We start from the raw sequence: 16614 nt of genomic DNA, 5'->3' as shown, positions 1-16614 counted from the left end.
AGTGTCTGTGGGATATAAGATAATAACTTCAGACGCGGCCTTTCCGGTCTATAATTGACTGGAGGTCAATAATGAACATCAAGAGCCTTCTTCTCGGCTCCGCTGCAGCTCTCGCTGTAGTTTCCCATCGTTGCTGCCGAGCCCGAGCCCATGGAATACGTTCGCGTTTGCGACGCTTTCGGCACTGGCTACTTCTACATCCCCGGCACCGAAACCTGCCTCCAGATTGCTGGTTGGGTTCGTTTCCAGGTTGATTTCGGTGATGGCGCTCACTCGCTTTCTGGCGATGACTACGATGCACGCGCTGCCGCTTACCTGTCGGTTTCGGCTAAGTCCGACACTGAACTCGGCACTCTGCAGAGCTTCATCGGCCTCGAAAGCGACATCTCCATCGACGGCGACGCTCAGGGCTTCTACGCTGACGAAGCATTCCTCTCGCTCGGTGGCTTCAAGGCTGGTTGGTACTACAACTGGTGGGATACCGGTATCGCTGGCGAGACCGATGGTCTCGGCAACGTAACCGAGTTTGTTTCGGCTTCTTACACCTACACCTCTGACGCCTTCACGGCTGGTATCTCGATCGACGAAGTGAACGACGACTCTGCCTTCGATCACAACCTCGGCGTTTCGGGTACCATCGGCGGCACCTTCGGTATGGTTTCGGTGAACGTTGTTGGCGGTTATGACTTCAACGCTGAAGAAGGCGCAGTTCGCGCTATCGGTTCGGCAGACGTAGGTCCGGGCACCTTCTACCTGGCTGGCGTATATGCTTCGGGTGAAAGCGTCTACTTCGACGCTGCTGAGTGGAGCGTTGCAGCTTCGTACGCCCTCAAGGCTTCCGACAAGCTGACCGTCACCCCTGGCGTTCAGTACTGGTCTGACACCAACTTCGACGGCGCTGGCTCGCCGGACATGTGGAAGTACGGCATCACCGTCGACTACAAGCCGGTCGAAAACCTGCTGGCCCGCGTTTCGGTTCAGTACGACGACGTTTCGGAAGACGTTTCGGGCTATTTCCGCCTGCAGCGCGCATTCTAATTCGATCTCCAGATCGAATAAGGGAAAGCCCGGCTTCACGCCGGGCTTTTTCTGTTTTGGCGAATGCTGCGCGGCGCGATAACATTAGTCGCGCCAGCGAACACTTCGCGGACGAAGATCAGCCGAGAAAGCTGCCGATCTGCTCCGGCAGTGGACCGAGATGCAGCAGCGGCGCATGGCCCTGACCCTGCGCCTCGACAATCGCGAGATCCGGCTTGTGCGCGGCCATTTCCTTCACCGTTTCCCGGGACAACAGCCGCGAATGCTCGCCCCGCACCACCAACAGCGGTTTTTCCGCCAAGAGGTCGAACTGTGGCCAGAGCGCGGGTAGGGGTTGGCTGAGATCGGCCGTGCGGAACTGCCGCGCGATCTCCGGATCGTAGTCGGCGACGATTTTGCCGTCCGTCTTGCGGTAGAGCGCTCGCGCCATGCAGCGCCAATCCTCATCTGTGAGATCGGTGAATTCATGCCCATGCACCCGCTGAAGGATACGAGCAGCATCATCGAAATCGGTGGGGGTGGCCCGGCCGCCGAGATAGGCCTGGATCTGTCTCAGTCCCTCCAGTTCCAGCACCGGGCCAATGTCGTTCAGCACCGCGCGTTCGATCCGCGTCAGATGCGTCATCGCTAGCACATGGAGGATGAGCCCACCGCGCGAGGTGCCGATAAAGGCGGCGCGTTCAATGTTCATGTGATCCAGCACGGCGATCACATCCATCGCCTCGACCGGGATCGTATACCGGGAGGGATCGGGATCGCGGCCAGAAAGTCCGCGGCCACGCGAGGAGATCGAGATGACCCGCCGGTTCCATAGCGGCTTCGAAAGGATCAGCGCCAGATCCTCGAAGTCGAGCAGATTGCGGGTTAGGCCGGGCAGGCAGACGACGGGGATGCCCGGGTTCTCGCCGCCGTATTCGCGCACATGAAGAGACAAGCCATCCGGAACCTGGATGAAGTGGTCGCGGTAACAGGTCATGCGCGGATCTCCGGGACTTAGCGTCTGCCGCGAGCCTAACCAAGCTCGCGCGCAGCGTCACCCCTGAAACCCAATGAAAAATCCGCGGGCCCGCTGGCCCTTACCGCCCGAAGCGCAAGTCGTGCACGACGTCGGTCTCTTGCCCCAGCCGGCTCTTGTAGACCTGGTAATTCTCCATCACCCGCTGCACATAATTGCGCGTCTCGGGGAAGGGGATGCGCTCGATCCAGTCGACCACCTCGTCGATGGATTTGCCGCGCGGATCGCCATAGCGCGCGATCCATTCCGGCACTTTGCGCGGGCCGGCATTATAGGCAATGAAGGTCAAGATATAGGAGCCGCCGAAGGCGTCGATCTGCTCGCCGAGATAATGCGCGCCGAGTGTGGCGTTGAAACCGGGATCGCGGGTGAGTTTGTCCGGCTGATAGGCGATGCCGTGCCGCTGGGCCACGCCCTTGGCGGTAGACGGCAAAAGCTGCAGCAGGCCGCGGGCATTGGCGGGCGAGACGGCGGCCGGATTGAACGCGCTTTCCTGCCGGGCGATCGCGTAAGCCAGCGGCTTGCCGGAGCCGGAAATATTGGCGCTGTCGGGGATCACGCCGACGGGGAAGGCCAGCGCCGGCACATCGACACCGCGGGCATAGGCCGCCTTGCCGATCTGCAGCGACAGTTGATGCCCGCCATCGGACTTTTCCGCCCGGGCGCAGAGAAGCGCGAGCTCGCCGGGGCTGTCGATCTGGTCGGCCAGCGCCCGGTAAAGGCTCTGCGCCCGCCAGCCATGGCCGGCCGCTTCGTAGCGGGCGATCGCCTGCACCGATTCACGGCCGAGAAAATCCGCCCGCTCGGCCTCGGAAGGACGCGGGTAGGGGATCTGGATGCCCGGCTTGTCGATGCGAGCCGCCGCCAGCTGACCGTAAAACGTGCTGGAATGCCTTGCGGCCTTGGCAAAATACTCCGACGCCTTGCCGTCCTTCTGCGCTTCCGCCGCCCGGCCGAGCCAGTAATACGCGCGGCTCGCAGACAGCGGCCGGTTCGACACGTCGAGAATCCGGGCAAAATGACGGTTTGCCGCCTTCGCGTCGTTCAACCCGCGAAGCGCATACCAGCCGGCATGGAATTCCGCATCGGCCACATCGGTCGCATCCGATGCTACATGCTGGGCGACGATCCGGTAGGCGGCTTTATAATCGCCGAGATCGGCCAGCCCCCGCGCAATAATGCGCTGCTCGTTCCACCAGTCATGCGCGCTGACCAAAAGCTCGCGCTCCTTCGGCATCTTGATGAGCAGGGCGGCAGCCGCCTCATAATCCTGGGCGCGGCGCAGCTTTTCGATCTGGATGAACAGATAAGCCGGGTCCTTGCGCCATTTGGCGTCGACCGCCGCCAGGGCCGAATCGAGATTGCCTGAGCGCGCGATCAGCGCCGCCCAGGCTTTGTAGAGCGATTGCGCTTCGCCCAGCGTCGAGAAGCGCTTCGCCTGGGCCGACCGATCGCGGTAAAGCAGCATGTCCATGCGCGCCCGGTGGTCTTCTGCCCGCAGCAAGGGGCCGAATTCCGCGAGGATCTTGTCTTCGGTCGCGGTGTCCAGCGTCTCCGAGCGCCAGAGTTTTTTGATCCGGTTGGCCGACTTCGCCCGCTGACCCTCGGCCAGTTCCGCCCGTGCCAGCAGCATCGCGCCTTCCGTCGTCTCTGGTGCGGTGTCGCCAAAGGCAGCGAGCACATCCCGCGCGGGCGGATTTTCGCGGTAAAGCGCCTTTTCCGAATTGGCGCGGAAGGACTTGAGCCCCGGCCAGCCGGTGAGCTGTCGCTGCGCGGCTGCGATTTCGGCAGCCGGTACGTCGGGCAGGCCCGACATGGCGATCGACCAGGTCAGCATGTGCCGGTCGAGCCCATCGGCCATCCGGTTGCGGATCGCGATGGCGTCGGCTCCGTCCTTGTTCGACAGCGCGTCGAGCCCGGCCTTCAGCTGCGGATTGACGGCAGCCGCCGGGTTGCTGCCGCGCGGAATGGCGCCGGTCGTTTCAAAGGAAGGGGGCGTGGCTTTGGTCGGCGCAAAGCCGAGCGGCTTGACCGCCGGCACCGGCACGTCGGACGCAAACATGTCCCCTGCTGGCAGGAGAGCCGCCAGACACAGACCGAAGACGGAACCGAGGAGACGCGACTTTTGCATCCAAACACCAGAACCCAGGATGATATCCTTCACTATAAGCCGGCACCTTGGTTAACGAAACCTTGACGGTCCGATCACATTTGCCTGAGCGGGGCCTTCAAGTCGGCCCCGAACAGAGGCCTGAAAAGCGTCATAAAACCATCGCTTATGCGCTTGTGGGGCTTGAGGCTGCGCAGTAATGTGCCCCCGATTTAATCTGCGAATGCGGCCGAAGCGTGGATCTCGGCCATGAGGAGTTTGACTGCATGTTCCAGGGATCCATTCCCGCACTCGTCACGCCGTTCACCAATGAAGGCGCCGTTGACGAAGCAAGTTTTGCCGCCCATGTCGAATGGCAGATCGCGGAAGGGTCGACCGGGCTTGTGCCCGTCGGCACCACGGGCGAATCGCCGACGCTGTCCCACGCCGAACACAAGCGCGTGGTCGAACTCTGCGTCGAAGTCGCGAACAAGCGCGTGCCCGTCATTGCCGGCGCCGGCTCCAACAACACACTGGAAGCGATCGAGCTCGCCCAGCATGCAGAGGCCGTCGGCGCCGATGCGCTGCTCGTCGTCACGCCCTATTACAACAAGCCGACCCAGAAGGGCCTGATCGCCCATTACGAGGCAATCGCCAAGGCCACCTCGCTGCCGATCATCATCTACAACATCCCCGGCCGCTCGGTGATCGACATGTCTCCGGAGACGATGGGGGCGCTCGCCAAGGCTTACCGGAACATCGTCGGCGTCAAGGATGCGACCGGCAAGATCGAGCGCGTCTCCGAACAGCGCATCACCTGCGGTCCGGATTTCGTCCAGCTCTCGGGCGAGGATGCAACGGCCCTCGGCTTCAACGCCCATGGTGGCGTCGGCTGCATCTCCGTCACCGCCAATGTCGCCCCGCGCCTCTGTGCGGAATTCCAGTCCGCGACCTTGGCCGGTGACTATGCCAAGGCGCTCGCCTACCAGGACCGCCTGATGCCGCTGCACAAGGCAATCTTCATGGAGCCCGGCCTCTGCGGCGCGAAATATGCGCTGAACCGCACCCGCGGCATGAACCGCACCGTCCGCCTGCCGTTGTTGGGCACGCTGGAGGCTTCAACGGAAGCCGCGATCGACGCGGCGCTGAAGCATGCGGGACTGGTGAATTGAGGGGATGACATGAGGCCGGCGGAGACGCCGGCTTTTTTGCGTTTGGTGTGGGCGCAGCAACTCTGATTGTTCAAAAAGCGATCAAGCGCTCTGTGAATCCCTAAAAACCGGGGAGCGCACTGTGAGTGCCCTTGATGCGCCTCCGGGGAGTCAGGGAAGAATTGCCTTCTTCGCGGCAGCCCAGACCTCGTGCTTCTGAGCATCTGTCAGAGACTTAAAGAACTCGCTTTGTTTCAATCCTGTCATGCTAGAATAAACAGCGACTTCTCCCGTGAGAGGGTCTAGGATCCTTATCGCTCCCTTCTCGGAAAGAATTATGTACCGGTCGTTTGAATATGTGTGGTTCATCGACGATGATGCGGCAATCGCCTCCAGTCCGCTCAGGTTTCCCCGCGCTGAATTTTGAAGCGAAAACAATCGATCGAGTTTGCGTTCTAGAAGCGCAAACCGAGCGTCGTCCTTGCTTAGCTCCCCGCTTGGTAAATGAGCCGCTTTGGTCAGTTTCATCAACTTAACCAGCGAGAACACCTGCTCTTCGTCACCTGAGCCGTTGACTGTATCCTCGATCGCTTTAGTGATCTGTGCCCGAGCGCTCAGCGTGTTAGCGATCCTCAGCGTGTGATCGTACTCAATGTCGCGAAAGCCCGAGAGGTCGAAGATGCGCCGGGTCTTGTCATCCTTGATCAAAACTGTGGGCTTATCGAATGCCTGTCGGATGCCATATTCGAACATCACATTCGGATTGTTTGTCGATAGATCGCAGATGCAAAGATCTGCTGTAGCCACCTTTGTTACCACGTCCAACTGGATCATATGAGCCGCGCTGGTGGATGTGGCCAGTGTGCATTCATAGCCAGCCGCTGTGACAGCAGGCTCGATCAGCTGCTGGTAGACTTCACCGAAATGGCCCACCGGATATCCATCAACGTCGGATATCGGCATCATCACAAAGCATGTTTTCGTCGCGTTGTCTTCGTCCGGTGCTGGCTTTTGCTTGTTCATTCTGTGGTCCTGTATCGGCGTGTCCGGTTTCAATTTTACCGCGAATACCATAGGTTTCAAACGATATGATTCAGATGGGGTCCCGATGTTACGTTTCGTTGTGCCAGTGCTTTTGGCATCAACCGTTTCGGCTCATGCCAAAGAGCAACCCGACTGGTCTGGTTCCTACTATTGCAAGGTGACAGCCATGGCTGGGATAAGTCGCAATTCAACCACCAAGGAGTGGAATAGCGCTCGTTTCACCGTCGAGGATGAAGCCCAGATCGTCACCGTGAAAAAGACAAAGCTTCAGTACCCAGAGATCTTTGGAAAAGAGACCACCTACACCATCTCGGTCAAAGATTTCGGCGACACCAGTAAAGCTTATAACTGCCTTTACTTCTTCAGCGATAATGCTGATGCCGAGAATATACCAGTTCGCGAAAGCAGCGGGGCTAGCTGCAATTGGTTTGGTTCTACGTTCTTTTTCAACTTCAAGAACCTCAAAATGCAAACTATGTTTCGAGGTGGCTATATGGATGGATTAGATGAAAATACGGACACCCCTTACGTGGCTGTTGCCAAGTGCGATAAGGTGGGCTGATCTACAACATTGCCGTCGTGTAACGTGATTTGCAAAGATCGCCCCACAGATCGCATACACAGGGCAGTTGAAAGAGGGCAAGGCGATCAACACGCGCAGCCTTTGGTTTAGCAAGCATGGTGCCGGCGATGTTTGCATGCATTTGCTGAAATCTTTACCAACGCCCTCACCCACACCCCACCTTTATTTCCCCCCCATCCTCCATTACATACCTGCCATATCCGCCACGCCCCGCCCGCGTATGGCGAAGACCACGACAAAATCCCGGGCGAAACGGAAGATTAAACCATGGCCCCCAAAGGCTCGCAGCGCACCGTCAACAAGATCGTCGCGGAAAACCGCAAGGCGCGCTTCAATTACGAGATTGTTGATACCTATGAGGCGGGACTGGTTTTGACCGGCACGGAGGTCAAGTCGCTGCGCGAGGGCAAGGCCAATATCGCCGAATCCTATGCCTCGGATGAGGGCGAGGAGATCTGGCTGATCAATTCGCATCTGCCGGAATATCTGCAGGCGAACCGCTTCAATCACGAGCCGCGCCGCCGTCGCAAGCTCTTGTTGTCCAAGCGCGAGATCAACCGCCTGCGCTCCTCGATCAATCGCGAGGGCATGACGCTGGTGCCGCTCAAGATCTATTTCAACGAGAAGGGCAGGGCGAAGCTGGAGCTGGCGCTCGCCAAGGGCAAGAAGCTGCATGACAAGCGCGAGACCGAGAAGGAACGCGACTGGAACCGCCAGAAGCAGCGTTTGATGAAGACGGGTTGAGACTGATGGCGCTGGAGTTTCTGAGGGTCACCGTCGGTCCCTTCGTCTTCGAGGCCAGGCTTGAGCGCGAAAAGGCGCCGGAGACCTGCCGCATCTTTGAAAGCTTTCTGCCCTTCCGCAACCAGGCGATCCATTCGCGCTGGTCGGGCGAGGCGGTCTGGGTGCCCTTAGGCGATTTCCAGTTCGGCGCCGGCTTCGAAAACCACACGGCCCATCCCTCGCGCGGCGATATCCTGCTTTATCCCGGCGGTTTCAGCGAAACCGAACTGCTCTTCGCCTATGGCTCCTCGCAGTTTGCCAGCAAGATGGGTGTTCTGGCGGGCAATCACTTTTTGACGGTGGTGAAGGGGGCTGAGCAGTTGGAGGCCATGGGGAAAATGGTGCTCTGGCAGGGCGCGCAGGATATCGCTTTCGAGGCGATGTAATCCCCTCATTGCAGTCTGATGACGCGGCTGTTATCACACTGTCAGCTGGGCACGATGCGCGGCGTTGGAGATTTTATGTTCACGAATGCGGGGCACCGCTAGTCCCAGTTTCTGGGATTGCCGAGTTTGAATGAAGTTGATGCGCTTTCGCTTCAGCTCATGGCAAACCATATCTCGATTTCCCCAGACCTCAGTGCTTCCAATGAGAAGCACGCGCTGATGGCCCCCAAAGGTCAAAGAGGATCTGGCACGGCTGTTTGAAAGACAACCATGATGAACATAAGACCATTGAATGCTCATGATATTCCGGCCCTGCAGGTGGTGCTGAATGAAACGGGCCTGTTTCCTGCGGAACTGCTTCCCGAATTGGTCGGCGGTTTTCTATCGGACCAGCAAAGCGACGATATCTGGCTCACCTGCGAAGACAGTGGGCGCGCTATCGGCTTCTGCTATGCGGCGCCCGAGCCGCTGACCGAGGGGACATGGAATATGCGGGCGATCGCCGTCCTGCCCTCGCGGCAGCAGACAGGTGTCGGAGCCGCCCTCGTAAAAGCGCTCGAGGCCAAGCTCATTGCCCTTGGTCAGCGCATTCTCATTGTCGATACCTCAGGTGCGGTCGCATTTGACCGAACACGACAGTTCTATCGGAACAATCACTATGTTGAAGAAGCCCGAATCCGCGACTTCTGGGCGTCGGGCGACGACAAAGTGATTTTCTGGAAGGCCCTCTAATCGAACGTCCTGGCGCGGGCTTCGGCCTGCGCCAGTTTTCGCCCATGCTTCAAAAAGAGAAAGTCCTTAAACACACTGTTCCTGAGCGCCGATGCTCGCGCCCCAACCCCTCAATGCTCTTCTTCGTGGCTCGACACCGGCTCGGCCACGCGCGGGGTGCCGCGCTCCGAAGGGTCGCGGCCGATTTCGGCTTTGAGCGTCATCAGGTCGATGAAATGGTCCGACTGGCGGCGCAGATCATCGGCGATCATCGGCGGTTGCGTCGCCATGGTCGAAACGACGGAGACCTTGCGGCCCTTGCGCTGCAAGGCTTCGACGAGCGTGGTGAAATCGCCGTCGCCGGAGAAGAGAACGAGATGGTCGACGGTTTCCGACTGTTCCATCGCGTCGATGGCCAGCTCGATGTCCATGTTGCCCTTGACCTTGCGGCGGCCCATGCTGTCGGTGAATTCCTTCGCCGGTTTGGTCACGACCTTGTAGCCGTTATAGTCCAGCCAGTCGATCAGCGGGCGGATCGAGGAATATTCCTGATCCTCGATGAGGGCGGTGTAATAATAGGCGCGCAACAGGTAACCGCGCTTCTGGAAAGCCTTCAGGAGCTTGCGATAGTCGATATCGAAGCCGAGGCTTTTGGAGGCTGCGTAAAGATTGGCGCCATCGATGAACAGGGCGATTTTTTCGCGCGGGTCGAACATCTTCATTATCCTCAGGTGCAATATCAACTAACGCGGCAATCGGAAATCAAAACAATACCTTGCCCCTCCACATATGACCAAGGCATTAAATTATGATCTGATCATATATAAAGGTATTTAGGATAAGGGGCTGCATAATCCAAGCACCTCAGGGTTGCATGCGGCACCAAATCGCGGCTTTTGGGCCTGTCTTTTTTTGGGTTTCGAAGGCGCAGTCACGAAAAACTTGAATTTGCCCGCCATTGCCTGTATCGCACCCGTCAATCCCTCGCTTTCATGACCGCAAAGGACAGGCAATGGCCCGCGTCACCGTTGAAGATTGTATCGACAAAGTCGAAAACCGCTTCGAGCTCGTGCTGCTCGCAAGCCATCGTGCCCGCCAGATCTCGCAGGGCGCCCCGATCACCATCGATCGCGACAAGGACAAGAACCCGGTCGTGGCCCTTCGCGAAATCGCCGACGAGACGCTCTCGCCCGACGATCTGAAGGAAGACCTGATCCATTCGCTGCAGAAGCATGTCGAAGTCGACGAGCCGGAGCAGGATCCGAGCTCCATGCTGGCGAATGTCGGCACGGCTGGCAAGGGCGACGAAGAGGACGAACTGCCGGAAACCCTCACCTTCGACCAGATGTCGGAAGAGGAACTTCTGGCCGGTATCGAAGGTCTGGTGCCGCCTGAAAAGAGCGACGATTACTAATCGTCAATCAGTCGGAATTTAGTCTGTTTCTGACAGTTGGATAACGTGCGCCAGTCATGTCGGCTGGCGCGCTTTTTTTCGTTTTAGGAGACGCCTGAATGATGCGGCAGTATGAGCTCGTGGAGCGGGTACAGAAGTACAAGCCCGACGCCAACGAAGCTCTTCTCAACAAGGCCTATGTCTATGCCATGCAGAAACATGGCAAGCAGACGCGCGCCAGCGGAGATCCCTATATCTCCCACCCGCTCGAGGTCGCCGCCATTCTAACCGAAATGCGCTTGGACGAATCGACCATCGCAGTCGCGCTCCTGCACGATACGATCGAGGACACCTCGGCCACCCGCGCCGAAATCGACGAATTGTTCGGCGAGGATATCGGCCGTCTCGTCGAGGGCCTCACCAAGATCAAGAAGCTCGATCTCGTCACCAAGAAGGCCAAGCAGGCGGAAAACCTGCGCAAGCTCTTGCTCGCAATTTCCGATGACGTGCGCGTGCTCCTCGTCAAGCTCGCCGACCGCCTGCACAATATGCGCACGCTCGAACACATGCGCGATGACAAGCGGGCCCGCATTTCCGAAGAGACGATGGAAATCTATGCGCCGCTGGCCGGCCGCATGGGTATGCAGGACATGCGCGACGAGCTGGAGGATCTGTCCTTCCGCTACATGAACCCGGAGGCCTATGAGACGGTCACCAACCGTCTCTCGGAACTGTCGACCCGCAACGAAGGCCTGATCACCAAGATCGAGGACGAGCTCCGCGACCTGCTGGTGGCGAACGGCCTCTTGAACGCCGGCGTCAAGGGTCGCCAGAAGCGGCCTTATTCCGTCTTCCGCAAGATGCAGTCGAAGTCGCTCTCCTTCGAACAGCTCTCGGACGTCTATGGCTTCCGCATCCTGGTCGACGACATTCCCGGCTGCTACCGCGCGCTCGGCATCGTCCACACCCGCTGGCGCGTCGTGCCCGGTCGGTTCAAGGACTATATCTCGACGCCGAAGCAGAATGATTACCGCTCGATCCACACCACCATCGTCGGCCCGTCGCGCCAGCGCATCGAGCTGCAGATCCGCACGCGCCGCATGCATGAAATCGCCGAATACGGTATTGCCGCCCACAGTCTCTACAAGGATGGCGAAAATGGCGAGCAGAGCGAGCCGCTGTCACGCGAGAGCAACGCCTATTCCTGGCTGCGCCACACGATTGAAGCGCTGGCCGAAGGCGACAATCCGGAAGAATTCCTCGAGCACACCAAGCTCGAACTCTTCCAGGACCAGGTCTTCTGCTTCACGCCGAAGGGCAAGCTGATCGCGCTGCCGCGTGGCGCGACCCCGATCGATTTCGCCTATGCCGTCCACACCAATGTCGGCGACACCTGTGTCGGTGCCAAGATCAACGGCTCGATCATGCCGCTCGTCACGCGGCTGTCGAACGGCGACGAGGTCGAGATCATCCGCTCCGGCGTGCAGGTGCCGCCCGCCGCCTGGGAAGAGATCGTCGTCACCGGCAAGGCGCGCGCCGCCATCCGTCGCGCCACCCGCATGGCGATCCGCAAGCAATATGCCGGCCTCGGCCAGCGCATTCTGGAGCGCACGTTTGAGCGCGCCGGCAAGGTCTTCTCGCGCGATACGCTGCGGCCCGTGCTGCATCGTCTCGGCCAGCGCGATGTCGAGGATGCAATTGCCTCGGTCGGTCGCGGCGAATCCTCGTCGCTCGACGTGCTGCGCGCGGTCTATCCCGACTATCAGGACGAGCGCGTCACGGTAAAACCGTCGGAAGACGGCTGGTTCGCAATGAACAGCGCCAATGGCATGGTCTTCAAGATTCCCGGTGCTGCCCATCCGAAGGGCGATGTGCCGACGGCGGGCGACGGACCGGAGCCGCTTCCGATTCGGGGTCTGTCCGGCAATGCCGAGGTGCATTTCGGCCCGGCTGGCGCCGTTCCGGGCGACCGCATCGTCGGCATCATGGAAGACGACAAGGGCATCACCATCTATCCGATCCAGGCATCCACCCTGCAGAAGTTCGACGACCAGCCGGAGCGCTGGATCGACGTGCGCTGGGATCTTGACGAGGCCAACAAATCGCGCTTTGTCGCCCGCATCCTGATCAACGCGCTGAACGAACCGGGGACGCTGGCAACGGTTGCCCAATGCGTCGCGCGGCTGGATATCAACATCCGCGTCCTCAACATGATCCGCATCGCCACCGACTTCACCGAGATGGCAATCGACCTGGAAGTCTGGGACCTGCGCCAGCTCAGCCAGCTACTGGGCGAGTTGAAGGAGCTGGACTGCATTTCCACGGTGAAGCGCGTCTACGACTGACGTGGATGGGCTCTGATCAGAGGGAAGGGCGGGTTGCCGCCATTCCCCGTCTTTTCGCCCCATGCTGTGCCTCGCGCAGACGCCAACTGCTTATCTTTTGCCCATCTTCTGCCCAAAACGTAAACCTCCACCCTTTCGGTATGCGCCTTGCGCATATCTGGCGTCGCCAATGCGCGCTGGTAGTTTGTGCGGCGCAACATTATCTTCGGTTCAACAGATTAAGACAAAGAACCGAGGACAAAACGATGTTTACTCCGATCCGCAAACTGGCCCGTGCACTCCGCGTACCGAGCGCTGCTGAGCGCGAAATGAGCTACCTGAACGGCGCTCGCGATCTCGTCGACCTGGAATACCGCCAGCGCGAAATCGACCGTGGTGTTTTCCGTCGCGGCTTCTGATTGACCGGCGGCCAGCCTTGGCCGCAGCTGACGTGTGAGGAGGGGTTCACCTGAGCCTCTCCAGCAGATGAAAATCCGGCGGCGATCTTTCTCGGCGCCCTCTATTTCAGCCCTTCCGTCGACGGGTAGCCCTTGCGGGGAACGCAGCGGATAAACTACATGTTGTCCATGCTGTTCCGACGTCGCCAACCGCTTTCCTATTCGATGAGGCTGCGCGAGCTTTTGTGGCCGCGAAAAGGCTTCTCCCGCTCGTTTCAATACTTCGGCAAGCGCGTGCTGCGCCTGTCGGCGACGCCCCATGCGGTGGCTGCCGGACTGGTGGCCGGCGTGGTCTCGTCGCTGACGCCGTTTATCGGCTTCCACTTCCTCATTGCCTTTGCCATCGCCTATCTGATCTCCGGCAACATGCTGGCGGCGGCCCTTGGCACTGCGCTTGGCAATCCCTTGACCTTTCCGCTGATTTGGGCGGCGACCTGGGAAGTCGGGCACCGGATCCTCGGTGCCGGCGCACCGGTCGGCGATGCCGTCGATTTGCACCGGGCATGGCACCAGTCGGGCATCGCCCATATCTGGGAGCCGATCTTGAAGCCCATGCTCGTCGGAGCGATCCCGCTTGCGGCAATCAGCACCGTTGTCGTCTATGCAGTCACCTATGTCGCTGTTGATCGCTTTCAGCGCCGGCGCCGCGCGCGCCTGTCCGAACGGGCAAAGGCGCGTCTGGCCGATGCCCTCGAAGGAACGAGCGTCTGATATGATCATCGGCATTGGCAGCGATCTCATCGACATCAGGCGGATCGAGAAATCCATCCAACGTTTCGGCGACAAGTTCACCGCTCGCTGCTTCACGGACGAGGAGCAGGCGCGCTCGAATGGCCGCAAGGATTGCGCGGCCTCCTATGCGAAACGGTTCGCCGCCAAGGAGGCCATGGCAAAGGCGCTCGGAACAGGCATCGCTGAGGGCGTGTTCTGGAAAGAGATGGGCGTTGTCAACCTGCCCAACGGCAAGCCCGGCCTGGAACTGACCGGCGGCGCGAAGGCCTTTCTGGAACGCCTCGTGCCACATGGCCACCGTCCCGTCATTCATCTCACCATCACCGACGAATTCCCCTATGCCCAGGCATTCGTGATCGTCGAAGCCCTGCCGGTGAACGCCTGAGTTAACCGGTCGCGGCGGCTGTCGCGCCTGCGTGGTTGCCGCGCGGGCACGAACCGACTAGACAGTGCAGGATTTTCGCAAGAAGGAAACGATCCGCGTGAGCGAAGCCAAGAAGCAAAGTGCCCTTTGGGAAAACATCAAGGTCATCATCCAGGCCCTCCTGCTGGCCATGGTCATCCGCACCGTGCTGTTCCAGCCCTTCACCATTCCGTCGGGCTCCATGATGCCGACCCTGCTGGTCGGTGACTATATCTTCGTCAACAAGTTCTCCTACGGCTATTCCAAATACTCGCTGCCCTTCTCGCCCGACCTCTTCGAAGGCCGGATCTTTGCGAGCGAGCCGAAGCGTGGTGACATCGTGGTTTTCCGTTTTCCGCCGAACCCGAGCGTTGACTATATCAAGCGTCTTGTCGGCCTCCCGGGCGACCGCATCCAGGTCATCAACGGTGTCCTGAACATCAACGGCCAGCCGGTGCCGAAGCAGCCTGATGGTGTCTTTACCTCGGATTACCGCATGGATCCGGGCACAGATGTGCCGGTCTTCCGCGAAACCATGGACAATGGCGTGACCTATGACACGCTCGATCAGGCGCCCGACAGCCGTGGCGACAACACCCGCGAGTTCATCGTGCCGGAAGGGCATTACTTCATGATGGGCGACAACCGCGACAACTCGCTGGACAGCCGCTTCGACGTCGGCTTCGTGCCGGCGGAGAACCTGATCGGCAAAGCCTCGCTGATCTTCTTCTCGCTCGGTAACGACACCTCCTTCCGCGAAGTCTGGAAGTGGCCGTCGAACATGCGTTGGGATCGTCTGTTCAAGGTTGTCGGATGAACCGGAAAAAGGGCGCATCGGAGGAGCATTGGGAGCAGATCGAGACTCTGATCGGGCATCGCTTTGCCGATCGGGATCGTCTGTCCCGGGCACTCACCCATTCGAGCGTCCAGCCGTCGAAGGGGGAGGGCGATTATGAGCGCCTGGAATTCCTCGGCGACCGCGTGCTCGGCCTCTGTGTGGCCGAGCTCCTCTTCAGCACCTTCCGCAAGGCGGCGGAGGGAGAGCTCTCCGTCCGCTTCAACCAACTCGTCAGCGCCGAGACCTGTGCTGCCGTCGCCGACGAGATGGAGCTTCACCGCTTCATTCGCACCGGCGCCGACGTGAAGAAGATCACCGCGAAGAACATGCTGAATGTGCGCGCCGATGTGGTCGAAGCCCTGATCGCGGCCATTTATCTGGATGCAGGGCTCGAAGCTGCCCGCAGCTTCATCTTAAAATTCTGGACGGCGCGAGCCACCCGTGCCGATGGCGCGCGCCGCGACGCCAAGACCGAGCTGCAGGAATGGACGCATGCCAAGTTCGGCAAGCCGCCGACATACAAGGTTGCGGATCGGTCCGGACCGGATCATGATCCCCGCTTCACGGTGATCGTCGAGATCCCGGGCATCAAGCCGGAGATCGGCATCGACCGTTCCAAGCGCGCCGCCGAACAGGTGGCCGCCACGAAGATTCTCGAACGCGAAGGCGTCTGGGCCAAGGCCTCCGACGCGAACTGATTGGACACCATGAGCGAAACAGAAAACCATGACGGCGGCGAAGCCACCGTCAATACCCCGACCCGATCCGGCTTCGTCGCCCTGATCGGTCCGACGAATGCCGGCAAGTCGACCTTGGTCAACCGCTTCGTCGGCGCCAAGGTCTCCATCGTCAGCCACAAGGTGCAGACGACCCGCGCGGTCATGCGCGGCATTGCGATCCACAAGAACGCACAGATCGTCTTCATGGACACGCCCGGCATCTTCAAGCCGCGCCGCAAGCTCGACCGCGCCATGGTGACCTCAGCCTGGGGCGGCGCCAAGGATGCCGATATCATCCTGCTCCTGATCGACAGCGAACGGGGGCTGCGCGGCGACGCCGAGGCGATTCTTGAAGCTCTGAAAGATGTGCCGCAGCCGAAGATCCTCGTTCTGAACAAGATCGACCGCGTGCGCCATGAAGATTTGTTCCAGTTGGCGGCCAAGGCCAACGAGACCGTGAAGTTTGACCGCACCTTCATGATATCGGCGACGACCGGCTCCGGTTGTGACGACATCATGGACTATCTGGCGGAGACCTTCCCGGAGGGCCCCTGGTATTATCCGGAAGACCAGATCTCCGACCTGCCGATGCGCCAGTTGGCCGCTGAGATCACCCGTGAAAAACTGTTCCTGCGCCTGCACCAGGAGCTTCCTTATTCCTCGCATGTCGAGACGGAAAAGTGGGAAGAGCGCAAGGATGGTTCTGTTCGCATCGAGCAGGTGATCTACGTCGAGCGCGACAGCCAGAAGAAGATCGTGCTCGGCAAGAACGGCGACGCAATCAAGGCGATCTCAACGGCGTCCCGCAAGGAGATGTCGGAAATCCTCGAGCAGCCTGTGCACCTCTTCCTGTTCGTCAAGGTGCGCGAAAACTGGGGCAATGACCCTGAGCGCTTCCGCGAAATGGGCCTGGAATTCCCGCGCGACTGACGGTCTTTCGTCTGTCT

At 59.8% G+C, this 16614-nt stretch carries 17 protein-coding genes and 1 pseudogene; 14 read left to right on the top strand and 4 right to left on the bottom strand.

From position 1 onward, the window contains the following. The first annotated feature begins 71 nt into the window (after nucleotides 1-71). Nucleotides 72-1038 (top strand): annotated as a pseudogene (locus ASE36_RS01915) (porin). A gap of 118 nt (nucleotides 1039-1156) precedes the next feature. Here the strand turns inward: ASE36_RS01915 and ASE36_RS01910 are convergent. After that, the gene (locus ASE36_RS01910) at nucleotides 1157-2014 is read right to left on the bottom strand and encodes an alpha/beta fold hydrolase (protein ID WP_062275101.1); all 858 of its coding nucleotides are present in this window, start codon (nucleotides 2012-2014) and stop codon (nucleotides 1157-1159) included. Between the two features lie 100 nt (nucleotides 2015-2114). Further along, on the bottom strand, nucleotides 2115-4184 hold the full coding sequence (locus ASE36_RS01905; RefSeq protein ID WP_062275099.1) for a lytic transglycosylase domain-containing protein: 2070 nt from the start codon (nucleotides 4182-4184) through the stop codon (nucleotides 2115-2117). A 245-nt stretch (nucleotides 4185-4429) separates the two neighbouring features. On the opposite strand from ASE36_RS01905, the gene dapA reads away from it, so the two are divergent. Continuing rightward, the gene (gene dapA, locus ASE36_RS01900) at nucleotides 4430-5314 is read left to right on the top strand and encodes a 4-hydroxy-tetrahydrodipicolinate synthase (protein ID WP_062275097.1); all 885 of its coding nucleotides are present in this window, start codon (nucleotides 4430-4432) and stop codon (nucleotides 5312-5314) included. A gap of 150 nt (nucleotides 5315-5464) precedes the next feature. Here dapA and ASE36_RS01895 read toward each other — a convergent pair whose 3' ends face one another. Next, the gene (locus tag ASE36_RS01895) at nucleotides 5465-6316 is read right to left on the bottom strand and encodes a hypothetical protein (RefSeq protein WP_062611231.1); all 852 of its coding nucleotides are present in this window, start codon (nucleotides 6314-6316) and stop codon (nucleotides 5465-5467) included. A gap of 85 nt (nucleotides 6317-6401) precedes the next feature. Here ASE36_RS01895 and ASE36_RS01890 point away from each other — a divergent pair, with 85 nt between their 5' ends. From ASE36_RS01890 to ASE36_RS01875, 4 genes are all read left to right on the top strand, one after another. Continuing rightward, complete coding sequence (locus ASE36_RS01890) at nucleotides 6402-6899, top strand: hypothetical protein (RefSeq protein ID WP_156378545.1); 498 nt, start codon at nucleotides 6402-6404, stop codon at nucleotides 6897-6899. Between the two features lie 288 nt (nucleotides 6900-7187). After that, entirely contained in the window at nucleotides 7188-7664 is a 477-nt protein-coding gene (gene smpB / locus ASE36_RS01885; RefSeq protein ID WP_062275092.1) for an SsrA-binding protein SmpB, read from the top strand. 5 nt (nucleotides 7665-7669) lie between these two features. Next, nucleotides 7670-8089 carry a DUF3830 family protein gene (locus tag ASE36_RS01880; RefSeq protein ID WP_062275090.1) on the top strand — a complete coding sequence of 140 codons (420 nt, stop codon included), beginning with the start codon at nucleotides 7670-7672 and terminating at the stop codon, nucleotides 8087-8089. 318 nt (nucleotides 8090-8407) lie between these two features. Beyond that, a complete protein-coding gene (locus ASE36_RS01875) occupies nucleotides 8408-8821 on the top strand; it encodes a GNAT family N-acetyltransferase (RefSeq protein WP_200945146.1) in 414 nt (137 codons plus the stop codon). Between the two features lie 110 nt (nucleotides 8822-8931). Here the strand turns inward: ASE36_RS01875 and ASE36_RS01870 are convergent, their stop codons facing one another. Continuing rightward, nucleotides 8932-9516 (bottom strand): NYN domain-containing protein, encoded by a 585-nt coding sequence (locus tag ASE36_RS01870; RefSeq protein ID WP_062275088.1) that lies wholly within the window; start codon nucleotides 9514-9516, stop codon nucleotides 8932-8934. A 296-nt stretch (nucleotides 9517-9812) separates the two neighbouring features. Between ASE36_RS01870 and rpoZ the strand changes: the two genes are divergently transcribed. From rpoZ to era, 8 genes are all read left to right on the top strand, one after another. Continuing rightward, on the top strand, nucleotides 9813-10214 hold the full coding sequence (gene rpoZ, locus ASE36_RS01865; protein ID WP_062275086.1) for a DNA-directed RNA polymerase subunit omega: 402 nt from the start codon (nucleotides 9813-9815) through the stop codon (nucleotides 10212-10214). Between the two features lie 98 nt (nucleotides 10215-10312). Further along, nucleotides 10313-12538, top strand: a complete 2226-nt coding sequence (locus tag ASE36_RS01860; RefSeq protein WP_062275084.1) for a RelA/SpoT family protein — start codon at nucleotides 10313-10315, stop codon at nucleotides 12536-12538. 245 nt (nucleotides 12539-12783) lie between these two features. Further along, entirely contained in the window at nucleotides 12784-12936 is a 153-nt protein-coding gene (locus tag ASE36_RS22090) for a DUF3563 family protein (RefSeq protein ID WP_082510745.1), read from the top strand. 168 nt (nucleotides 12937-13104) lie between these two features. Next, nucleotides 13105-13686, top strand: a complete 582-nt coding sequence (locus ASE36_RS01855) for a DUF2062 domain-containing protein (RefSeq protein WP_062277843.1) — start codon at nucleotides 13105-13107, stop codon at nucleotides 13684-13686. 1 nt (nucleotide 13687) lies between these two features. After that, a complete protein-coding gene (gene acpS, locus ASE36_RS01850; protein WP_062275083.1) occupies nucleotides 13688-14092 on the top strand; it encodes a holo-ACP synthase in 405 nt (134 codons plus the stop codon). A 97-nt stretch (nucleotides 14093-14189) separates the two neighbouring features. Continuing rightward, nucleotides 14190-14927, top strand: coding sequence for a signal peptidase I (lepB, locus tag ASE36_RS01845; RefSeq protein WP_062277840.1), 738 nt, complete (start codon nucleotides 14190-14192; stop codon nucleotides 14925-14927). Further along, complete coding sequence (rnc, locus tag ASE36_RS01840; RefSeq protein ID WP_062275081.1) at nucleotides 14924-15646, top strand: ribonuclease III; 723 nt, start codon at nucleotides 14924-14926, stop codon at nucleotides 15644-15646. The genes lepB and rnc overlap by 4 nt, the downstream gene beginning before the upstream one ends. A gap of 9 nt (nucleotides 15647-15655) precedes the next feature. After that, complete coding sequence (gene era, locus ASE36_RS01835; RefSeq protein ID WP_062275079.1) at nucleotides 15656-16597, top strand: GTPase Era; 942 nt, start codon at nucleotides 15656-15658, stop codon at nucleotides 16595-16597. Nucleotides 16598-16614 lie beyond the last annotated feature (17 nt).

Origin of the sequence: Rhizobium sp. Root274 (assembly GCF_001429245.1) — a bacterium.
In the GTDB taxonomy this organism is placed as follows: domain Bacteria; phylum Pseudomonadota; class Alphaproteobacteria; order Rhizobiales; family Rhizobiaceae; genus Allorhizobium.
Note: the sequence above shows the minus strand (reverse complement) of the source record. Positions and strands in the feature narration are given on the sequence as shown.

Bases quoted from the DNA above. Each gene is read 5' to 3' on its own strand.
- ASE36_RS01910 (WP_062275101.1), bottom strand. From the start codon at position 2,014: ATGACCTGTTACCGCGACCACTTCATCCAGGTTCCGGATGGCTTGTCT.
- ASE36_RS01905 (WP_062275099.1), bottom strand. From the start codon at position 4,184: ATGCAAAAGTCGCGTCTCCTCGGTTCCGTCTTCGGTCTGTGTCTGGCG.
- dapA (WP_062275097.1), top strand. From the start codon at position 4,430: ATGTTCCAGGGATCCATTCCCGCACTCGTCACGCCGTTCACCAATGAA.
- ASE36_RS01895 (WP_062611231.1), bottom strand. From the start codon at position 6,316: ATGAACAAGCAAAAGCCAGCACCGGACGAAGACAACGCGACGAAAACA.
- ASE36_RS01890 (WP_156378545.1), top strand. From the start codon at position 6,402: ATGTTACGTTTCGTTGTGCCAGTGCTTTTGGCATCAACCGTTTCGGCT.
- smpB (WP_062275092.1), top strand. From the start codon at position 7,188: ATGGCCCCCAAAGGCTCGCAGCGCACCGTCAACAAGATCGTCGCGGAA.
- ASE36_RS01880 (WP_062275090.1), top strand. From the start codon at position 7,670: ATGGCGCTGGAGTTTCTGAGGGTCACCGTCGGTCCCTTCGTCTTCGAG.
- ASE36_RS01870 (WP_062275088.1), bottom strand. From the start codon at position 9,516: ATGTTCGACCCGCGCGAAAAAATCGCCCTGTTCATCGATGGCGCCAAT.
- rpoZ (WP_062275086.1), top strand. From the start codon at position 9,813: ATGGCCCGCGTCACCGTTGAAGATTGTATCGACAAAGTCGAAAACCGC.
- ASE36_RS01860 (WP_062275084.1), top strand. From the start codon at position 10,313: ATGATGCGGCAGTATGAGCTCGTGGAGCGGGTACAGAAGTACAAGCCC.
- ASE36_RS22090 (WP_082510745.1), top strand. From the start codon at position 12,784: ATGTTTACTCCGATCCGCAAACTGGCCCGTGCACTCCGCGTACCGAGC.
- ASE36_RS01855 (WP_062277843.1), top strand. From the start codon at position 13,105: ATGCTGTTCCGACGTCGCCAACCGCTTTCCTATTCGATGAGGCTGCGC.
- acpS (WP_062275083.1), top strand. From the start codon at position 13,688: ATGATCATCGGCATTGGCAGCGATCTCATCGACATCAGGCGGATCGAG.
- rnc (WP_062275081.1), top strand. From the start codon at position 14,924: ATGAACCGGAAAAAGGGCGCATCGGAGGAGCATTGGGAGCAGATCGAG.
- era (WP_062275079.1), top strand. From the start codon at position 15,656: ATGAGCGAAACAGAAAACCATGACGGCGGCGAAGCCACCGTCAATACC.